Source organism: Chitinophaga skermanii, from assembly GCF_003259335.1.
Classification (GTDB): domain Bacteria; phylum Bacteroidota; class Bacteroidia; order Chitinophagales; family Chitinophagaceae; genus Chitinophaga; species Chitinophaga skermanii.
This window is the reverse complement of sequence record NZ_QLLL01000001.1, coordinates 681,182-700,874: the sequence shown is the minus strand read 5'-3', so window position 1 is coordinate 700,874 and position 19,693 is coordinate 681,182. Positions and strand designations below refer to the sequence as shown.

At 43.2% G+C, this 19,693-nt stretch carries 15 protein-coding genes; 9 read left to right on the top strand and 6 right to left on the bottom strand.

The window, feature by feature from the left end:
* Positions 1 to 185 precede the first annotated feature (185 nt).
* On the bottom strand, positions 186 to 392 hold the full coding sequence (locus tag LX64_RS02875) for a hypothetical protein (RefSeq protein WP_111596085.1): 207 nt from the start codon (positions 390 to 392) through the stop codon (positions 186 to 188).
* Positions 393 to 689: 297 nt separating this feature from the next.
* Here LX64_RS02875 and LX64_RS02870 point away from each other — a divergent pair, with 297 nt between their 5' ends.
* Positions 690 to 1,268 (top strand): RNA polymerase sigma factor, encoded by a 579-nt coding sequence (locus LX64_RS02870; RefSeq protein ID WP_111596084.1) that lies wholly within the window; start codon positions 690 to 692, stop codon positions 1,266 to 1,268.
* Positions 1,268 to 2,002 (top strand): hypothetical protein, encoded by a 735-nt coding sequence (locus LX64_RS02865; protein ID WP_111596083.1) that lies wholly within the window; start codon positions 1,268 to 1,270, stop codon positions 2,000 to 2,002. Before LX64_RS02870 ends, LX64_RS02865 begins: the two co-directional genes overlap by 1 nt.
* Positions 2,003 to 2,343: 341 nt before the next feature.
* Here the strand turns inward: LX64_RS02865 and LX64_RS02860 are convergent, their stop codons facing one another.
* Both LX64_RS02860 and LX64_RS02855 read right to left on the bottom strand, forming a co-directional pair.
* Positions 2,344 to 3,723: an alpha-L-fucosidase gene (locus LX64_RS02860; RefSeq protein ID WP_111596341.1), complete on the bottom strand. Its 1,380-nt coding sequence runs from the start codon at positions 3,721 to 3,723 to the stop codon at positions 2,344 to 2,346.
* Between the two features lie 98 nt (positions 3,724 to 3,821).
* Positions 3,822 to 5,969, bottom strand: a complete 2,148-nt coding sequence (locus tag LX64_RS02855) for an alpha-galactosidase (RefSeq protein WP_111596082.1) — start codon at positions 5,967 to 5,969, stop codon at positions 3,822 to 3,824.
* 525 nt (positions 5,970 to 6,494) lie between these two features.
* Between LX64_RS02855 and LX64_RS02850 the strand changes: the two genes are divergently transcribed.
* Complete coding sequence (locus tag LX64_RS02850; protein WP_111596081.1) at positions 6,495 to 6,788, top strand: GIY-YIG nuclease family protein; 294 nt, start codon at positions 6,495 to 6,497, stop codon at positions 6,786 to 6,788.
* 83 nt (positions 6,789 to 6,871) lie between these two features.
* Here LX64_RS02850 and LX64_RS02845 read toward each other — a convergent pair whose 3' ends face one another.
* The 3 genes from LX64_RS02845 to LX64_RS02835 all read right to left on the bottom strand — a co-directional run bounded on the left by LX64_RS02845 (position 6,872) and on the right by LX64_RS02835 (position 9,942).
* Positions 6,872 to 7,141: an HTH domain-containing protein gene (locus tag LX64_RS02845; protein ID WP_111596080.1), complete on the bottom strand. Its 270-nt coding sequence runs from the start codon at positions 7,139 to 7,141 to the stop codon at positions 6,872 to 6,874.
* Between the two features lie 984 nt (positions 7,142 to 8,125).
* Positions 8,126 to 8,854: a DUF1003 domain-containing protein gene (locus tag LX64_RS02840; RefSeq protein ID WP_245952523.1), complete on the bottom strand. Its 729-nt coding sequence runs from the start codon at positions 8,852 to 8,854 to the stop codon at positions 8,126 to 8,128.
* A gap of 161 nt (positions 8,855 to 9,015) precedes the next feature.
* A complete protein-coding gene (locus tag LX64_RS02835; RefSeq protein ID WP_111596079.1) occupies positions 9,016 to 9,942 on the bottom strand; it encodes a hypothetical protein in 927 nt (308 codons plus the stop codon).
* Positions 9,943 to 10,690: 748 nt separating this feature from the next.
* On the opposite strand from LX64_RS02835, the gene LX64_RS02830 reads away from it, so the two are divergent.
* The 6 genes from LX64_RS02830 (at position 10,691) to LX64_RS02805 (ending at position 19,623) form a co-directional block, all read left to right on the top strand.
* Positions 10,691 to 12,091: a glutamate decarboxylase gene (locus tag LX64_RS02830; RefSeq protein WP_111596078.1), complete on the top strand. Its 1,401-nt coding sequence runs from the start codon at positions 10,691 to 10,693 to the stop codon at positions 12,089 to 12,091.
* Between the two features lie 104 nt (positions 12,092 to 12,195).
* On the top strand, positions 12,196 to 13,638 hold the full coding sequence (locus tag LX64_RS02825; protein WP_111596077.1) for an APC family permease: 1,443 nt from the start codon (positions 12,196 to 12,198) through the stop codon (positions 13,636 to 13,638).
* An 18-nt stretch (positions 13,639 to 13,656) separates the two neighbouring features.
* Positions 13,657 to 14,937, top strand: coding sequence for a DcaP family trimeric outer membrane transporter (locus LX64_RS02820; RefSeq protein ID WP_111596076.1), 1,281 nt, complete (start codon positions 13,657 to 13,659; stop codon positions 14,935 to 14,937).
* A gap of 20 nt (positions 14,938 to 14,957) precedes the next feature.
* A complete protein-coding gene (gene glsA, locus LX64_RS02815; protein WP_211324716.1) occupies positions 14,958 to 15,971 on the top strand; it encodes a glutaminase A in 1,014 nt (337 codons plus the stop codon).
* 68 nt (positions 15,972 to 16,039) lie between these two features.
* Entirely contained in the window at positions 16,040 to 16,666 is a 627-nt protein-coding gene (locus LX64_RS02810; RefSeq protein ID WP_111596074.1) for a hypothetical protein, read from the top strand.
* A 464-nt stretch (positions 16,667 to 17,130) separates the two neighbouring features.
* A complete protein-coding gene (locus LX64_RS02805; protein WP_111596073.1) occupies positions 17,131 to 19,623 on the top strand; it encodes a glycoside hydrolase family 95 protein in 2,493 nt (830 codons plus the stop codon).
* Positions 19,624 to 19,693: the final 70 nt, after the last annotated feature.

Below are 19,693 nucleotides of genomic sequence, written 5' to 3'. Positions count from 1 at the left end.
TTGGTTCGTAGGAACATGGTTGAGGCACTACAATAACTTTCTATGAAAACGGGGTTGAACGTTGCTGTAAAGAATACCGCCTATACCTAACAACTGGGCATACTATCCCCCTGTGGCATAGGAAAATGCTGGTTCAATAAACATGTGTTTGCAAGAAAGAAACATACCTGGTCAACCGCGACCAATTACATCACAACTTCCTCTTCAACGGTCGGTTTCACAACGATAACGGTTAAATCATTACTAGTACTTGGTACTACCGGTACTATTTCTTTTGCCCCTGGTGTTTCAATGTTTTTCTCTTTGTTTGATGCTTCTTGCACCTGCTTAATTACATTCACAATAATCAAAAACAATAGGCAAAAAGCGATCGTACATCCAATAAAGTACATAGAATACGTTTTAAAGCATGAAAATTTACTGTCCCTTAACATGCTTATATCAACACGAACAGGAAATTGTTACCTGCCCGAAAGGTGGACAAAAACGGCAAGTTAGACAATTAAATTGTGGATATGTTTAATGTAAGTAAAAAAAATTCTGCCTATTTCCTGTCTTGCAGGCTGAAAGAGTGCCTACAAAAGACTTTAATAGGATGATCATCGATTGATGGAAAATAGGTTTTCAAAATTCTTTATCTTTATTACCGTGGTCCCAGCCACACTCAACTTAACACCCAACAATATCGAATGGCTGCAAATGTTCAACATGCCGATCAGCGTTATATAGAAGGACTGCTACAGAATAAATCCGAGGTCATTACAGAGATCTACGAACGGTTTTCACAGAAAGTGAAGGGCTTCGTTGTGCAGAATAGTGGTTCTGTAGATGATGCTGCCGATATCTTCCAAGAAGCCTTGGTAGATATTTATAACCAAGCCAAATACAAGCAGCTTATTCTCACCTGCCCTTTCGAGCCTTACCTACTATTGATTTGTAAAAGAAAGTGGCTCAACGAGTTGAAAAAACGTGGCCGTAAAGGGGTAACAATCGATATAGATGAGCAATCTACTATTGGAGAAGATACTTTCAAGCAGGCCGAAGACACTTGGCACGATATGCAACAAGCACACCTGTTCAAAGCGATGTTCGAACAATTGGGCGACCGTTGCAGGGAAATCATCCAGCTATCGTTGGGTACACAATCACAAGAAGAAATAGCATCCGCGCTGGGCGTCACGTATGGCTACCTGCGCAAAAAGAAATCCGAATGCATGGCTGCACTAATCGCGGCCGTTAAATCTAATGCTAAAAAATGGGGAATCTAATGAACGAACAGGATTACGTATATATCGACCAGTATCTCTCCGGTGATATGACACCGGAAGAAAAAGCGGCGTTCGAACAGAAACTGGCATCGGACCCCAATTTGCAAGCGAACTTGGTTGAATGGCAAAATGCCAACGACCAATTGAAAAAAACGCTGCTACCCGATGAAACACGCGACCACCTCCGTGCAAAGCTAGAAGATCACCGGGCTACCTATTTCGCACAAGAAAAAGTAAGTGTGCGCGGCGTACGCCGCATGGTATACTCGGCTATTGCCACCGCCGCCGTGATCGCCAGCGTTTTACTATTTGCACCTTGGAATAAAGATATCACCAAACGATACCCTCCCGTAGAAATGTCGAGCGCCACCGAACGCGGGGTTGCCTCTACTACAGCCATGGAAAAAGCACAAGCATACTTCAATAAAAGCAAGTACGCAGAAGCTTTGCCGTATTTAAATGAAGAAGTACAACGTAATCCCAAAGATGCCTTCAGCCTTTATCACCGCGGGGTAGCTTATTACCAAACAGCACAGTACGACTTAGCACGGGCCGACTTATTACAGATTTACAACGGTGAATCTTTGTTTAAATATGAAGGGGCTTTCTATATCGGGTTAAGTTATTATAAACAGAAAGACAAGAAGTTGTGTAAAGAATGGCTAGAGAAAATCCCATCTACCGCCGCTAACTATTTGAAAGCACAGCGTTTCTTAAAAGAGATGAAGCCGTAAACCTACGTTGAAGGGAGTGACACAACGAGCGCTTCATCCTATTACTACAGCTCACAAAAACACACAATTATAACAATGAAAAGGCCGGCTCACGAAGAGACCGGCCATTTCATATTCCACGTCTACAGTATCTTTTGCGCTATTGCGAATAAGTTTCGGGGTAAGCAATAGACGAATAATTCATTTTTGCGTTGCTAATTAAGCTTCGAGGTATATAACAGGTTGGAACATCTAATTGTTTAAATATTTACAATATTTTTTTCGTATGCCCGTACCCGTTATAAAAGAAAAGGGAAAGCAGCCTGTCTTCCGCTTTCCCTCTTTCTCTGCTGATAATATACCTACTCTGCTAAAACTAATTCTATAACAGGAATTTCCACATTTGGTTTGGTTACCGGCAAGATTAATGTTAAATCTCCTTTTTTATAATCGCTATTGTCCCAATGACCGTTACTAGCCGTCATCTTAATCTCCGAATTATCATGTAAGAATTGGGCATATTTCACTTTCCCTTCGTAGCCTGGTAATACTAGGCGCGATAATGGATAGTCGACCAAGTGCACATACAAGCGCTTGGTTTTCGGGTTATAGGTGAGGAGGGTTTGATCAATTTTGTTATACTCGGCCGGTGCTTCCGTGCAACCGTAGATGGAAGCAGCATTGAACTTCATCCATTCACCCATGGAACCCAACGCGTTCTGTGCACGGTAGTCGAACATACCACGGGCAGTGGGGCCTACGTTTAATAGCAAGTTACCGCCTTTGCTTACCGACTCGATCAGTAATACCAATAGTTGCTGCGTGCTTTTCCAAGTGTTTTCATCACGGTGATAACCCCATGAGCCAGAGAAGGTTTGGCAGGTTTCCCAATACAGCTTATTCCCCTTTTCATCTTTCGGCCAGCTCGCTACTTTATATTGTTCCGGGGTAACAAAGTCCCATGCATCGTCGTACTCTTTCAAATCGAGGCGATCGTTTACAATAATTTGCGGTTGTAATTGGCGCACCATCTTGATTAATTCAATAGAACCCCAATCATCTTTTCCTTTACCGTTTTGACCAGGATAGGAAAAGTCGAGCCAGAGAATATCTATTTTGCCATAGTTTGTAAGGAGCTCGCGTACTTGGTTTTTCAAGTATTCGCGGTACTTGGCCATATCACGACCTTTATTCAGTTTCTCGTATTCGGCAGGCGTATTTACCCTTTGCGAGTGGTTACGGTCGATCGTGAAATCGGGATGGTGCCAATCGATGAGGGAATAATAGAAACCTACTTTGATACCTTCGGCACGGAATGCGTCGACGTATTCTTTTACGAGATCTTTTTTAATGGGTGTGTTAGTGGATTTATACTCCGTGAATTTAGAATCGAAGAGGCAGAAACCTTCGTGGTGTTTGGCGGTAAGCACGGCATACTTCATACCGGCAGCCTTGGCCATCTTTGCCCAATCTTTCGGATTATAGAGATCGGGGTTGAAGTAATCGAAATATTTTTGATAAGCCGAATCGGTTAACCGTTCTGCATTGCGTACCCATTCGTGGCGGGCAGGCATAGCGTAGAGGCCCCAGTGGATGAACATACCGAAACGGTCGTTTGTCCACCATTGCATGCGATCTGCTTTTTGTTGCGTTGTTTCTTTAAAGAGTTTTTTCTGCGCCTGTAATGGTTGTTGCATCGCCATCAGCGCAGTGATTGCGCAAAGAAGGAAGCGTTTTTTCATATTGTGGATCATTAATGAATGTGCAAATAATTGATATACCAACAAATTAGTACAAAGCGCACAGCTTTATTGGTAGCATTTTAACTATTACAGGTTGATTATTCATCCTTGCTTTCTACAACGTACCAAGTGTAGCCTCCGGCTGGTATAGTTACGGTTATTGTAATGGAATAATCGCGTCCCAGTTTATATTTACGGGCAGCACCTTCTTGTTCACGCATACTTGCCGTTTGTGCAATACCGGTGTAATACAAAGGTAGTTGGATATTACGTGTAATAGGTTGCGTTAAAGGATTGTACAACATAACCAACGCGCGTTCTTTATGGCCAGGCAATACATGCATGATACCATCCCAATCGCGCCCATCGGCCCGGCGTAAGTGAATAATATCGGCATTCAGAATTGTACGATAGCGTTTATACCAAGCAATGGTGTTGGTTACCATTTGCTTCGTATCGTTTGTATCGTACAAACGTGGGCCACGGTAACAAGCTTGAATACCGGCACCGTAGTATTGCATCATCAATTGTTGATAGGTAGTAATATGCTCGTGCAAAGGTTCAATAGTAGCCGCTTTTCCGCCACCTTGGTATTCGGTGAGTGGTACAAAGCCCCAGCCCATCGAGGGCGTTTTCTCCCAAGTACCATCAAAGATGTTTTGACGGTTGAGAATCATTTGTTGTTCGCGGGGTAAGGAGAAGTTGACTTCGCGGTAACCTAATCCAATTTTATGTGTACCATCGAGGAAATACCAATCTGGTGCATTAATATATACCCCACGCTCGTTCAACCAATGGTAGAGCGATTTTTGCAATTGCATTTGTGCCCATTGTGCATCGTATTGATCTTTATGACCGGGATGTTTGGTAGAAGCGCAAACATCACCGGGATAAGGACCATCATTCTCGAAAATATCAAATCCTGTAGCAGCAATAAAGCGCTTTAGTTTCGACAAATATGCTAATCCCCAATTACTACCAAGGCAGGGGGCGTTGCCAAAAAATGCATGTCCCCGCTCCCCGGTTTCCGGGTCAATTACATCATCTTCTTCACTAATTCTCCTGCTAGAAAAAAGGGAATACCCACCTAGCAAAATCTTTTTACCATGTGCATAATCTGCGAAGTATTTAAAACGGCGAATATTGGCCGCGCTTGTATCTTCCATATTAAGCCCACTACCGAAACTAAGAATCACCCCTTCATAACCCGTAGCTGCGCATTGATCAATGGCATGTAACACCTTGGCGCTGTCGGTGGTAACAAGGTGCATGAAAATGGGATTTTGGGTAGTCCACGGGGCAATGGCGCGGTACATGCGGCGTTGCGCGAGGCCGTTTCTTTCGCGGTCGTAACTATCGAGTAGTAGTTCGTATGTTCTAATGGAGGAGATGGATTGCTGGGGTTGTACAGCCATGTTCATCCCTTGAGGCGGGTATACTTCCAAGAGGCAAGGCGTTTGGTAGTCGTAATTCACTTGCGATGTATAGGATGAATCTATCTTCCAATGAGTTGTTTGATCGCTTAGGTTGGCCTTCATGGCGTTATTAAAAGCATAGTTACTTTCTATGTATAAGCTGTGCGGGGTTTTCATTTTACCGGCAGCACTGAACACGGCCGACTCTTCTTCAGGCGTGGCCAATACTTCGTTTACAATTTGGTTCACCTGTACCGGGGTGTTGCCGGTATTCTCTACCGTTACCCATTTACAAATGAGCGGCAACCCGTTATACAGTGCGTAATGTACACGTACTTTCAAGCCGGGGAAAGCATTGTGTTCGAAAAGCAATACGAGCTCTTTTCCTTTTGCATGGGTTGTATTTGTTGCCCATAAGTTGGGCTTCCATGCTACATAAGGATCGATTTCTTTTACTTGGTAGGCCATGAATTGGAAATCATCTTCCTGGGCGTGCAGGTTTGTCAACCAACTTTCAAGGAGGTAAGCTTGTTGTGGTTGACCATATAAACCGCCGATGTTATAAGCATGGTTATTCAGTGTAATGATAGCTTCGGGGCGAATAGCGCGGATAAACTGTTCGCCTGTTTGCAGCTGTTGATAACTTATGCAGGCGAGGTTTTGCTGTATCACAAATACCCGTTTGGCTAACCCGTTCTCAATCGTTAATTGATTGTTACCGGTATGAATATTTGTTTTGAATGCATCGTTATTAATGAGCCAATCTTTCGCTTGTTGCGCATAGGAAGAGAAGCTGAAGCAGCTCAGAATAATAACGAGGAAAAGACGCATAACCAGGTTGTTTTGGATGCTATAAAAATAGTAAGCAGGGATATATGCCAGCGATAGGATTTTAGCATTGAATAGCGCTATTTGAATAATTGTAGTGAATGCTATATACTAAAACTGGGCAAGTAACGTTTTGTATACACGTGTTCACACGGAACGGTTAAAATAGGCGCTGCCAATCAAGCAGATACAGCCGTTAACAAGCGGTTAACAACTTATTAACACGAACCCAATAGGAAGAATAGTACTATTGTATACTTATTTTTGAAGCACAACTAAGATTCTTACACATACTCCAAGTTAACTATTAAAGACAGGAGGTGTGCGTTCTGCGCACCTCTTTTTTATTCAAATGTGTATAGGAATGTTGCGTTTCAGTTTATGCCAACATGCATGCAACATGCTGCTATAAATGTTTCTCGAGCTTTTATGTAATTGTAATTTGAAAACTCTGTGCGTGTGAAACTGTAGAGATTTCATCATTAAAAATTAAGTACCGTGTATCCTGGTAATTTTAATGTTTACATCATGACCAACGAGGCGCATAACTATTTCCTCGTGTCGCTCACAGAAAACCTTCAACACCAAGTTAAACAACTGAAAACAGGCTTAAACAGGCCTTTTGCTGCGAAAGTGGAAGTCACCAAGTTGGTGTATTTCGAGTTCTACCATGCCTTAGATGTGGCGCGATTTAGGTTGAAGGAATTAGAGGAAATGTATAGTGATGAGGACAAGCGCGTATTGATAGATGCGGCGAACGAGGATTGGATAGATTTGTATGATGCATTGCCGGTGGATGCTAACTTACCGAAGAATTTGTAATGGCTTATATACTGTAAAAAAATATACCCCAATTAGCCGGTATACCGTGCTAATTGGGGTTTTACTGTTTTGAAAATATGCTGTTAATAGATTACCATGCAAAGCAGGATCAACATTACGCCTAAGCTTTTCGTAAACCGCATGTTGAAGCCGCCTTTCTCCGTATAATAATAACTTTCCTTATAGCGATCGTATTCGATCGGTGCACCTAAATCCTTCATCATTTTCAAGAATTCGTATAAAGTGCGTTCAGAAATACGGAGGCGTTTTGCGAGTTGGCCGGGTTTACCGGTACCTTTAATCCTTATCAAGTAATCAATAGTCTGTAGTCGTTCGAAATAACGTTTTGGCATTTGGCAAAGGGGGTCTTAATAGATGATGAAATAAAGATGGCGGCAGTAATAAGTGTATGCAGGAATATACAGTTAAGTTAAGTGCTACGCGTTTCGTGCTTCCATCTGCGGGTTTGCTGTCCAAGGAAATTATTGCCTCCCTGGTTTGCCTATATTGCGTGCGTGGCTGCATTATAAACAATGTGAAATTACACGGGGCACCTTAGGGTGGTGACAAATTCGCATGTAAAGGCAACATCGCTCGGTTTGCTTGCAGTAGGTGGTTCATGTGCAGGCAACCTGGTGTTTGTAAAACCATTTTGTGTGTCATTTAATGAATTACTAATTGGAACAAAAAGCATCATGCCTCGAAATTGTACCAACTGCCAAACAAGAATTAACGCCGGTCTTAAAGTAAATAAATATATATTTCGGTAAATGGTAAAATAGGTGGTTCAGTGTAAAAGCTACACAGATCTGGGGCTACTAAAAAGCTGGTACACTAAACAATAAAGTTTCTCTACTTACTATCGCGACGAGCTAAAAATAATTGGCATATCAATGAATAATGGACTAATAACGAGATCAATCACTGCATTGGCAAGATTTTACTCCATTCAAGATAAGTAACCGGGTGCTGGCAAAAACAATAGATCTTCTTCATAGAAAAAGCTTTTAAAAGGGTTAAAATTCCATGGGTACTGTTCCCATTTTTCCGTTTGTGTCTTGTAAATTAGTGAATCTTACTGCAATTTCATAGCAGTAATGCTATTATTTTTGACACTAACGTGCAATTATTTTTCCTGCTACTATGGCCCGTTTAGGCCGATTATACAGGTTTGTTTTTCACTACAGTTATGTAATACAAACAGTTAGCTATTTCACCGGTTCTACAGGCCATGTTACCACCAGTTCAGGGCTATGCAACGAGACCTCACGCATGTTGTATAGCCTCGTTGCTGTTTATACCGCGCAGGCATTTTGCGCAACTGCACTGTAAGGGATTTATGATTTGTCTTGGGATTTCTGCATCGTGGAGATTTGGTGCATTAAGTCTTTCATCATGCCTACTTGTACTTCTTGTACGGCCAGCAATTGTTGTTGTTGATGAATGATAAGATGATCCATTTTCTCGTGCAACATCCGCACTTCTAATTCTGATTTCAAGTTAATCATGTAATCCTTTTTCGCGCGTTGACGATCTTTATCTTCCTGCCTATTCTGGCTCATCATGATGATGGGCGCTTGGAAAGCGGCTAAACAACTTAAGATCAAGTTCAGCAAAATGAAAGGGTATGGATCGAAGGCCCGGTTACTTAACCAGTAAATATTCACAGCCATCCAAATAGCGATAAACACGAGGAAGGAAACAATGAAGGTCCAGCTACCACCAAAATCGGCTACCTTATCGGCTAAACGTTGCCCAAAGGAAAGTTTGATATCATCTTCATCGTCTTGCAATTCCCGTGTTAAGCTGCCATGGTCGCGGAGTTTATTCACTACAATCTTCTCTAATTCATCCAACTCACCCAAATCTTGCACCATGGTATCGGCAATGTATTTATACCGGAAACGGTTCAATTCCGACAATGACAAGTAGCACTTTTCATCGAACCCCGGTTCTTGTTGTTTGATGTAATTAAAGATCGAATGATGTAACGACCGTGCACTTACTTTCTCGGAAACGGGGAACGGCTTATGCGAAATATCGCTCGTGAAGGATTGCATGTTCATAAGAAAAAATTAAGGGTTGTACTACCACGTTCCGAATGTAAAACTAATTTGGAATTTATTACACAACGCTATGTAAATGATGACATAAATATAGCGGGTAGGCTATATAAACATTCATTTTTACTATGCGTGGTTCCCTTATCTTTCCCTTTTCTACAACCTCACTCTACCTGTTCTACCCGGTGTTGTTTGCGTCTTATAATGGGACGATGTTGTTGACGCGTATTGTTACCCGTGGTAGGTATCCTAACTGCTTTGAAGCTATTGAAGTGATCAAATATAACTGCTCGCTTAGCGGGCGATTGTTTTGTTCTTGTAACAACCGGTACTTCCTCTTCTTCTACTACAGAAGGTTTCACAAATACATGACTAATACACATGGTATTCTGTGTATTTCCTTTCACCAAGTATTCACGCCCGCTTTCTACTTCTACAAAAACAATCCCAACAGATACAAATAGATGGCGAGGATCGTGCTTAGCAAAGTCCATCGTTAGGGTAAAACCTTCCGTGATGGCTTCGTTCAGCGCTAAAGTATTGGTAATAACACAATTTCCATCTGAGCGGTTATGGTCGAAATCGATCGCATGTACAGCGGCTACTACTTTAAAGTGGGTAGCATTTCTAGGTACACGTAATTCGTGCTTGGGCATAAACGCGGGCATAATAACGTGTGCCTTCCCTTGTTGGCGATCGAGCTGTACGCTATAGTTGATGTTGCAAGTACGGCGGAAGGGCATATTCTTGTTAAACTCGAAACCTTGTAGTGCTTTTATATTGCCCGCTTCCACGGTTCGTTCGCCGCGTTTATGGGCCGTATCGCTTTTTAGGATGTGGAAGAGGGCAGAAGAAAGCCTGCGGTACATAGAAGCATCACGGAAAACCGTGGTAATGTTTTTAAATGCCAGTTGTACATCGGCAGCCGTTTGCGCGGCTCTTCCGAATTCCTTCCTGTGCGAGCGAATGCTTTCATACTGGGGCGCTTGCCAGTTGGTAGCTTTACGACTTTGCGGGGGAACATGGCTGTATCGGGGTGTATACCAAGCAGCCTGTTCGAGGTGTTGATATAGGTGAATAATCTTTCCCATTTTTCAATGTTAAAGGGGTTAATAAAACGGTTTACAACAAATACAATGCTATAGGGAAGATAATGAATTTTCTGCGTATTGTGGTGGGTAAAGCATACGCTTTTAGAAGGTTTTTATAAAGGTAGAGTAAGGTGCAGCTTTGATCATATAAAGGTAAATCATAGGGTGTAATAAGGAGATTATAAGGGTAGTTATAGGGGTGTTACATGGTGGTTACATGGGAGTTACTTGGGCGCTACATGGTAGGTACAGGAACATTACAGGGAGGCTACCTATTTACAAGCGGGAAAGCACAACAACAAATACATCTCTCGTCACCAAGCCATAATGAATTTGCCATACTATTCACGAACGATCATCATACTTACTACTACATGCTATGCTCCATCATCTTTTCCCATTACTACCCATTCACATCTACCCACGAAAGGGTATCTATTCGTTCGTATGACATATATAGCTATCACACATAAATAATTATAACTTATTATACATCAAAACTATAACATGTATTTTTTTGGCTGATTTATTAACAATTCTTCCCTTACTGCTGTTTATCTGGTACTATTCGGTTGCTAATTAACTAATTGCGTAAGCTGTTCGAGATGAGATGTTTTTTCGATCTGATGAAACGATAACCCAATTCAGCTTTCACTCAATGATATATCAATATTTGATGTGCTATTGCAAATGTACATCATAGGAAACCATTCGTTTTAACAGTCTATTCTCATAAAAAATAAACGCTATGGCACTACACTTATTAAAAGATTTGGTAAACAGGCCCGATGAAAACGCCGACGTTTATGCCGGCCAAGCCCTGCAGTCCATTGCATCTAGGTACCAGATGCCTGAAAAACCTTCAGACCCAAGGGCAGCGTATAATGTTATTATTGATGAGTTATTGCTCGATGGCAATTCGAAACAAAATCTCGCCACTTTTTGTCAAACATGGGTAGACGATGAAGTGCACAAAATTATGGATCGTTGTTTAGATAAAAACATGATCGACAAAGACGAATATCCACAAACGGCGGAAATTGAAAGTCGTTGTGTACATATTCTTGCTAAGCTATGGAACTCGCCCAGTGCCAAAGACACCATCGGTTGTTCTACCACAGGTTCCAGCGAAGCTGCCATGCTAGGCGGTTTAGCTATGAAATGGAACTGGCGTAAAAAGCGCCAAGCGGCTGGTAAATCTACCGACAAACCCAATTTAATTTGCGGCGCTGTCCAGATTTGCTGGCATAAATTCGCCCGTTATTTTGATGTAGAATTACGTGAAGTGCCTTTATCGCCTGGTAAAATTACCATGCAACCGGAAGATGTGATAGCGCTATGCGACGAGAATACCATTGGCGTTGTTCCAACGCTCGGTATTACTTTCACTTGTTTATACGAAGATGTAAAAGCCATTAGTGAAGCCCTCGATAAACTACAAGCCGAAAAAGGTCTCGACATTCCTATTCACGTAGATGCGGCCAGTGGCGGTTTTATTGCACCATTTTTAAGTCCTGATCTCGTATGGGATTTCAGATTAGCACGCGTAAAATCTATCAACGGCTCTGGCCATAAGTACGGCTTATCGCCACTGGGTGTGGGTTGGGCTATTTGGCGCGAGAAAACCGATTTACCGGAAGATCTCATCTTCTATGTAGATTATCTCGGTGGTAACATGCCTACGTTCGCCTTGAACTTCTCGAGGCCGGGCGGGCAAATTGTTGCACAGTATTATAATTTCATTCGACTGGGTTTTGAAGGCTATAAACAGATCATGCAATCGTGTATTGATCATGCTGCTTATATCGCCGACGAGATTGAAAAACTTGGCTACTTCGACTTGTTCTATAATGGTAGGGGCAACCTTCCCGGTGCTTCTTGGCGTATGAAAGAAGGTATTAATCCCGGCTTTACGCTGTACGATTTAAGTGATCGTTTACGCATGCGTGGCTGGCAAGTACCATCGTACCCATTGCCATCGAACATGAACGATGTGATTATCCAACGTATTTTGGTGCGCCACGGGTTTAGCCGTGATATGGCCGACCTGTTCATCAAAGACGTGAAATCATCCATTGCATACTTCCAGGAACACCCGATTACCAAGCCGCTTACCCAGAAAGAAGCGGGTGGTTATGCACACAACTAGTATTACCCCCTCATAACGCATGCACCCTGCGAGCATCGCAGGGTGCATATTAACGTATATGCGTACACGAAAATATTACACACACTCCTAAAGCGAATCGGCATATGGCAAATACAAAATCCACTACCATCAGTACTACCAGCCTAGCATTAATGACTGCCGCGGCTGTTATCAGTTTACGCGGGTTGCCCATGATGGCGAAAGAGGAATTAACGATGTTCTTTTATATTGGTTTCGCCACCATCTTGTATTTAATCCCGGCATCTTTAGTAGCCGCAGAATTGGGCTCTGCCTTTGGGAATAGAAGCGGTGGTGTTTATACCTGGGTGAAAGAAGCCTACGGCGCCAAATTCGGCTTCCTTGCTATTTGGTTACAATGGATTCAAAACGTGGTATGGTACCCTACTGTGCTAGCCTTTGCAGCCGCAGCCATTGCCTATACCATTGGCAAACCCGAGCTGGCCAACAATGGTACATTTGTGGGTATCTTCTCAATCGCCATTTATTGGTTGGCTACGCTCTTAGCCTTAAAAGGAACCGACCTTATCAGTAAAGTAACGAGCTATGGGTTCGTGGTAGGTACGGTTATACCCGGTGTGGTAATTATTCTTATTGCCATTGTATATATTTTGCAAGGTAATACCATCGAGTTTTTACACCCTGCAAATGCAGAAGGTACAATTGTAAAGGTGGTAGATGGACATGTGCATCCCCGCATCTTCCCACATATTTCCGGCATGGGCGATATCGCGTTTTTAGCGGGTATTTTGCTCTTGTTTGCCGGTGTGGAAGTACATGCCGTACATGCACAAGAATTGCCCAACCCGCAGAAGGATTTCCCTAAATCTATCTTATTAGCCGGTATCATCATCTTCGCCTTGTTCACGTTTGGCTCTTTGGCAGTAGCTACTATTTTGCCATACGACCAAATTGATTTGCAAGCTGGGTTAATGCAGGCTTTCCAAACGATTTTTGCGAAGTACCATATACCATGGATGACTTCCGTGATTGGTATACTCGTAGCCTTTGGCGTATTAGCCGGTGTTAGCTCATGGATTGCCGGGCCAAGTAGAGGTTTATTGTCGACCGCGAAAGAAGGTGTATTACCGCCTTTCTGGGCGAAAACGAATAAAGCCGGTATACAGCAAAACATTCTCTTGGTACAAGGTACCATTGTAACCATCCTTTCTGGTTTGTATTTCGTGATGGATAACGTAAGTGTGGCGTTCTTTTTATTGAGTGCCTTAACGATTGGCTTATACTTGATTATGTACTTGGAAATGTACGCGGCGGCCATTAAGCTTCGCTATACGCAGCCCGATTTACCACGCAGTTATAAAGTACCTGGTGGTAATAGCGGCATGTGGTTTTTTGCAGGTATTGGTTTTTTAGCTACGCTATTTTCCTTCGTGGTGGCCTTCTTCCCTCCTACCCAGTTACCGGTTGGTAGCCCAGCTTCTTACGTAGCTATGGTAGCAGGTGGTACCGTCATTTTTGTGGTTCTACCTTTCATCATCAGCCGCAAACCACATAGTAACCTATTGTAGCACGAAACGACAAACGCTATGAAGAAAATTCTATTACCCGGTGTTTGTGCGGTTATGCTCAGTAGCCTTGCTGCACAAGCACAAACCCAAGATACGACCATCCTATCCTTACAGCGACGAGTAGATAGTTTAGAACAACGATTCCACCGTGCGCAGGTTTTTCTTGAAAGGAACATTCCCCAAGACCGTACACAAACGCGTGCTGCTATTGAAGGCAACCGTTATGGTGGTTTCGTAGTAGCCGATATGAATAATACACGCCTTACGATAGGCGGTTATGTGCAAGCGGATTTTATTTACGACTTCAAACAAATAGGGTCAACAGATGCTTTCGTAACGAATTCCATTCCTGCTGACAATGTTTCCGAAGGTAGGCTCACCTTCAGTCCTAGGCAAACGCGTTTAACCATCTCCTCATCCTCCAACACTACCAAAGGCGAATTGAAAACGATTTTCGAACTAGATCTATTCAATAGCAATGGTACCTCTACGCCCCGTTTAAGGCATGCCTGGGGGCAAATTGGTCGTTGGGGTGCAGGGCAGTACTGGTCAACGTTTATGGATATAGATGTATTCCCCAACATACTTGATTATGAAGGTCCGAATGCGATGGTGTTTGTAAGGCAGATTCAATTGCGTTACACCCAGCCGCTTTCTAAGAATACTACCTTGGCTTTAGCTGTGGAAAACCCTGGCAGCGATACAAAATTCCCGGCGGATTCGGGCATTTCGTCGCGCACCGTTTACCCTGATGTAGTAGCACAATTTCGTTACAACATCACCCCAAGTTCGCATTTACAATTAGCGGGCTTGTTTCATCCTATTACATATAAAGACGCCGCCACCAAGAACAATAATGAAATTGGTTGGGGCGCAAATTTAACCGGTGTGATTGAATTGAGTCAACGTACCAAAGACAACTTCGTTTTCCAGGCCACCTATGGCCAAGGTATTGCCCGTTACTTTAATGATTTAGGCGGGTTGGGTTACGACGCTATTCTGAAGCCGAATGACGTTGTAAAATCATTACCCGTGTACGCGTTAATGGGTTTCTACGATCATTGGTGGGGCAATAAATGGAGTAGTACAGTGGGCTGGTCGCACATGCACGTTACGTACGACAAATCGCAAGCCGGCACCGATTACGCGTATACAGATTATGCTGTAGCGAACTTGTTATTCTACCCGGGCAAATTTGTAAAAGTGGGTCTTGAATATCTCTACGGGAAACATAAAACGGTGGATGCGCGTAGTGGCGACGATCATCGTTTACAGTTTTCCATGTTGTATAAATTTTAAGTACTTAAACCTTGTAGCATATGAAACGCACCTTTCTCCACATTATTGGTTCCTGCGCAATGAGCTTACTTTGCATCACTGCTATGGCACAAGTTCCCAGGGAATCGGAGATCAAAGCAGCCATGCAAGAAGCATACGATCAATTTAAATCAAACACGGGTGGCGCGAATGCGAATTACATCCCGTATTTAGATCATGTGAATAAAAACCTATACGGCATAGTGGTAGCTACCGTTGATGGGAAGGTATACGAGTTAGGCGATACGAAGTATGAATTCGGGATAGAATCTTGTTCTAAAATATTTGTGCTGGCACTAGCTATGCAAGAACGTGGTTTGAAACAAATAGAAGATAGTATTGGTGTAGATGCTACAGGTATGCCCTTTAATTCTGTGATAGCGATAGAATTAGAACCTCAACGCACAGTGAACCCGCTGGTAAACGCAGGGGCCATGGCTACCAACAGTTTTGTACAAGCGCCGAATAAGCAAGCAAAATGGGAAAAAATAGATGCTTGGTTTACGCGCTTTGCGGGTAGAAAACTACCTGTGATTGAAGAACTGTATAAATCTGAATCGGAAACAAACCAACATAACCAAGGCATTGCGCTTTTGCTACAATCGTACGGTAGAATGTACGACGACCCGTTAATGACTTGCGACTTATATACCCGCCAGTGTTCTTACGGTGTATCGGCCCGTGATTTAGCTATAATGGGAGCCACCTTTGCCAATGGGGGTAAGCAACCCGTTACAAAAGATCAAATCATCGACACAAAATACGTACCCCGCATTCTAGCCATTATGGCCACCAGTGGTTTGTACGATGGTAGTGGCGATTGGTTATACCGTGTAGGCTTACCGGCGAAAAGTGGTGTTGGAGGGGGTATTGTAACCGTAGTTCCGGGTAAGATGGCCATTTGTGTGTTTGCGCCGCCATTAGACAAGGCGGGCAATAGTGTGAAAGCGCAATTAGCCATTCAACACATGGTGAAAAAAATGGGATTGAATTTATTTGATTCTGTGAGCAAATAAAAGAGCAACCTTTCATTTGGCGGATTGTTATTACAGTAGGAACTAAGGAAAACTATAAACCAATTAGTATGAAAAAACTACTGTTTGCCACCGTCATCGCCATGGCCATATTTGCCTGTAATAGTACACAAGTTACTTCATCGTGGAAAGCGAGTGATGTAACCTTGAAGCAATACAATAAAATCCTTGTTGCCGGTATGGCAGGGGCCAAGGATCGCGATATCCGCGAGAGTGTTGAGAATGCTATGGCGAATTCATTAAAAGAAAGAGGTTTCAACGCCGTTACTTCCTGGTCGCAATATGGCCCGAAAGTATTCGACCAAAATGATCAAGAGAAAGCGGTAGAGAAAGTAACAAGCGATGGGTTTGATGGCGCGTTTGTGATTTCTTTATTAGATAAACAGAAGGAACGCAACTATTACCCAGGTTCTTATTACTACTCGCCTTATTGGGGCTATTATAACAACTTTTATTGGTCGTACAATTTTATGTACAACCGTTTATACGATCCAGGGTATTATACGACTACTACGAATTACGTTTTAGAGGTGAATTTCTACGATGTAGCACAGCGGAAGTTGTTGTATTCTGCGCAGACGAAGTCGTTTGATCCTGGCTCTGCCGGTAAGTTAGCGACTGATTTTAGTAAAACGGTGATTGATGATATGATTAAGGCAGGGATTATTGCTAAGTAAGTAATTCTTTTTTTGCTGAAAGCACGTTGGAAGTTTTTATCCAACGTGCTTTTTTATTTTTATGTGGGATCGGTTATGCTAGTTTTAGTTAGATCCTAATGTGTTACTTTCTTTGCTTCTCCAAAGAAAGTAACCAAAGAAAGGAGGACCAACGGCCAATTCACTTCGTGGCCGTTGGATCGGGGCTGTGATTAGGCTTTAGTGGTACTGTGGTGAACGGCGTTTGTGCTTTGTGGTGCCTGTGGTGTTGGGGTTTGGGTTATTCGAGGGGTTGGGGGGGTGGAGGTTTGATTGGATAGTGGAAATAGTTGTAGGTGTATGGGCAACTTTGGGATTATTGACACTTTTTTATTCTTTTCTTGTACAATAGTGTGGGTGGTTTTGAATGTTGGGATTTTTTTGGTACTTATGTGTTATAGGGTCCTTTCCACGGGGGGCTTGATACAAAAACATGAAATCCCATTATGGTGTCAATTTTTAGAAGCATGTATTGGAAGGTGAGCGCGGTGGTGTGTATTGGTTTGTTAACGGTATTGAGAGGTGAGGCGCAAAGAGGGGCGCATACGCTTTCTTTTAAGGGGCCTGCGGCGGCATTTACGGAGGCTTTGCCTTTGGGAAATGGGTCGTTGGGGGCGCTTATTTCGGGGAATCCTAATAGGGATCGAATTTGGTTGAATGAGATTAGTATGTGGTCGGGGGGAATTGAAGATCCTAATAACCCGGAGGCGCACAAGGTGTTGCCGGCTATTCAATCGTATTTATTAAATGGTGATAACCAGGCGGCGCAGCGAATTTTGCAGACGGCGTTTGTTTCTTTGGGGAAAGGGTCGGGTAATGGTGCAGGGGCGAATGTACCTTATGGGTGTTACCAAACTTTGGGAGATTTGTTGATTACTTGGAAAGATACGACGGCTGCTTATACACATTATGCCAGGTCGCTCGATTTGGAGAAGGCGGTGGCTACCACCACGTGGCAGCGGAACGGGGTTACGTATACACAAACTGCGTTTGTGAGTAAACCACAGCAGGCAATTATTGTACGCATTACGGCAGATAAACCAGGGAGTATCAGTTTCTCGGCCCGGTTATTTAGGCATGAGCACGTGGTAATATCCACGGGTAAAAACAGTGTTATTTTGAATGGGCAATTGCCTAATGGGAATGAACCGGGATTGAAATATGCTGCTATACTGGAGGTGTTGGCGAAGGGTGGGTCGCAGCGTACAAACGAAACCAGTATTGATGTAGATCATGCGAATGAATGCTTGTTGGTGATTTCTGCTAAAACGGACTATAATATTCACAATATTGCTAAGCGAGGGCCTAATCCTTACCCGGCAGCTAAAGCGGTGATTGATAACATTAAGGCTTTAACCTACGAATCGATTTACGATTACCATGTATTCGAACATGGGCTGCTATACAATACAACAGCTATTAAATTAAAAGCACATGATACGGCGGTAGATAGTTTATCTACACCGGAAAGGCTGGTGCGTTATGCACAACATCAAGCAGATCCACAATTACCGATGTTGTATTACAACTTTGGAAGGTATTTACTCATTTCTTCTTCTGCACCAGGAGGTTTGCCTGCTAATTTGCAAGGACTGTGGGCTACGGAATATCAAACACCTTGGAATGGTGACTATCATATCAACATCAACTTACAAATGAATTATTGGCTGGCGGAAGCAAATGGTCTTAGTACATTAACGGAGCCTTTGTTGACTTACATAGCCGGCTTAGTTAAACCCGGGCAGCGTACAGCGAAAGCTTATTATGATGCACCGGGATGGGTAGCGCACGTGATTTGTAATCCTTGGGGGTTTACAGCCCCGGGAGAAGGGGCAGAATGGGGCTCTACCCTTACAGGTGGGGCATGGTTATGTAACCATGTGTGGGAACATTTCAACTATACACGCGATACGGCTTATTTGAAGAAGTATTACCCCGTGTTAAAAGGAGCGGCGCAATTTATTAGTTCGGTGTTGATTGAAGAGCCTACCAACAAATGGTTGGTAACAGCCCCGTCGAACTCACCCGAGAACACGTACATTATGCCGAATGGGTTTAAAGGGCAAACAGCGATGGGTCCTACAATGGATATGCAAATTGCACGTGAGCTTTTTGGCAATACCATTAAAGCTGCCCAAGTATTGCGAAAAGATGCTGCTTTTGCGCGGGAATTGGAGAAGAAACGTAGCCGGTTAGCCCCTAACCAAGTGGGCGCAAAAGGCGATTTAAATGAGTGGTTACATGATTGGGAAGATGCTGAACCACAACACCGCCACGTATCGCATTTATACGGTTTACACCCTTACGATGAAATTACGCCTTGGGGTACCCCGGCATTGGCAAAGGCTGTAAGGGAAACTTTGCGGCAGCGAGGTGATGGTGGTACGGGATGGTCGAAGGCTTGGAAGATAAACTTCTGGGCGAGGTTGGGTGATGGCGATCATGCGTTGACTTTATTACACGAGTTATTAACACCCGTGGGTATTGAAGCAACGGGGATTAATATGCGCAACGGTGGAGGCACTTATGCGAATTTGTTTTGTGCGCATCCTCCCTTCCAAATAGATGGAAATTTTGGCGGTACTGCCGGGATTTCGGAGATGTTGTTACAGAGTCATGGTGAAAACCAAGTAATTCGTTTACTCCCTGCCTTACCGAGCGATGCAGCTTGGCAAGCAGGTGAAGTGCATAATATGATAGCGAGGGGGGCTTTTAAAGTATCGTTTGCATGGCAGAATGGACAAGTAACCAGTGGAAATATTTATTCCGAGCAAGGTAGCAACTGTGCTATTTTGTTGCCTGCTAACTTGTATATTGTGGATAATAACAACGAAGTGTATGCCCAGAAATTGCCGTACCCGCGGGTTGTGACGTTTGAAACGATACAGGGCACAGACTACAAGCTAACACCACGATTTGAACGCATGCTTAATAAATAAGCTATATGGAAAAGTGAGCGCCCCGCGGTAGATCCCGGGGCGTTTTTTATTTTAATCCATATTCGAAAAA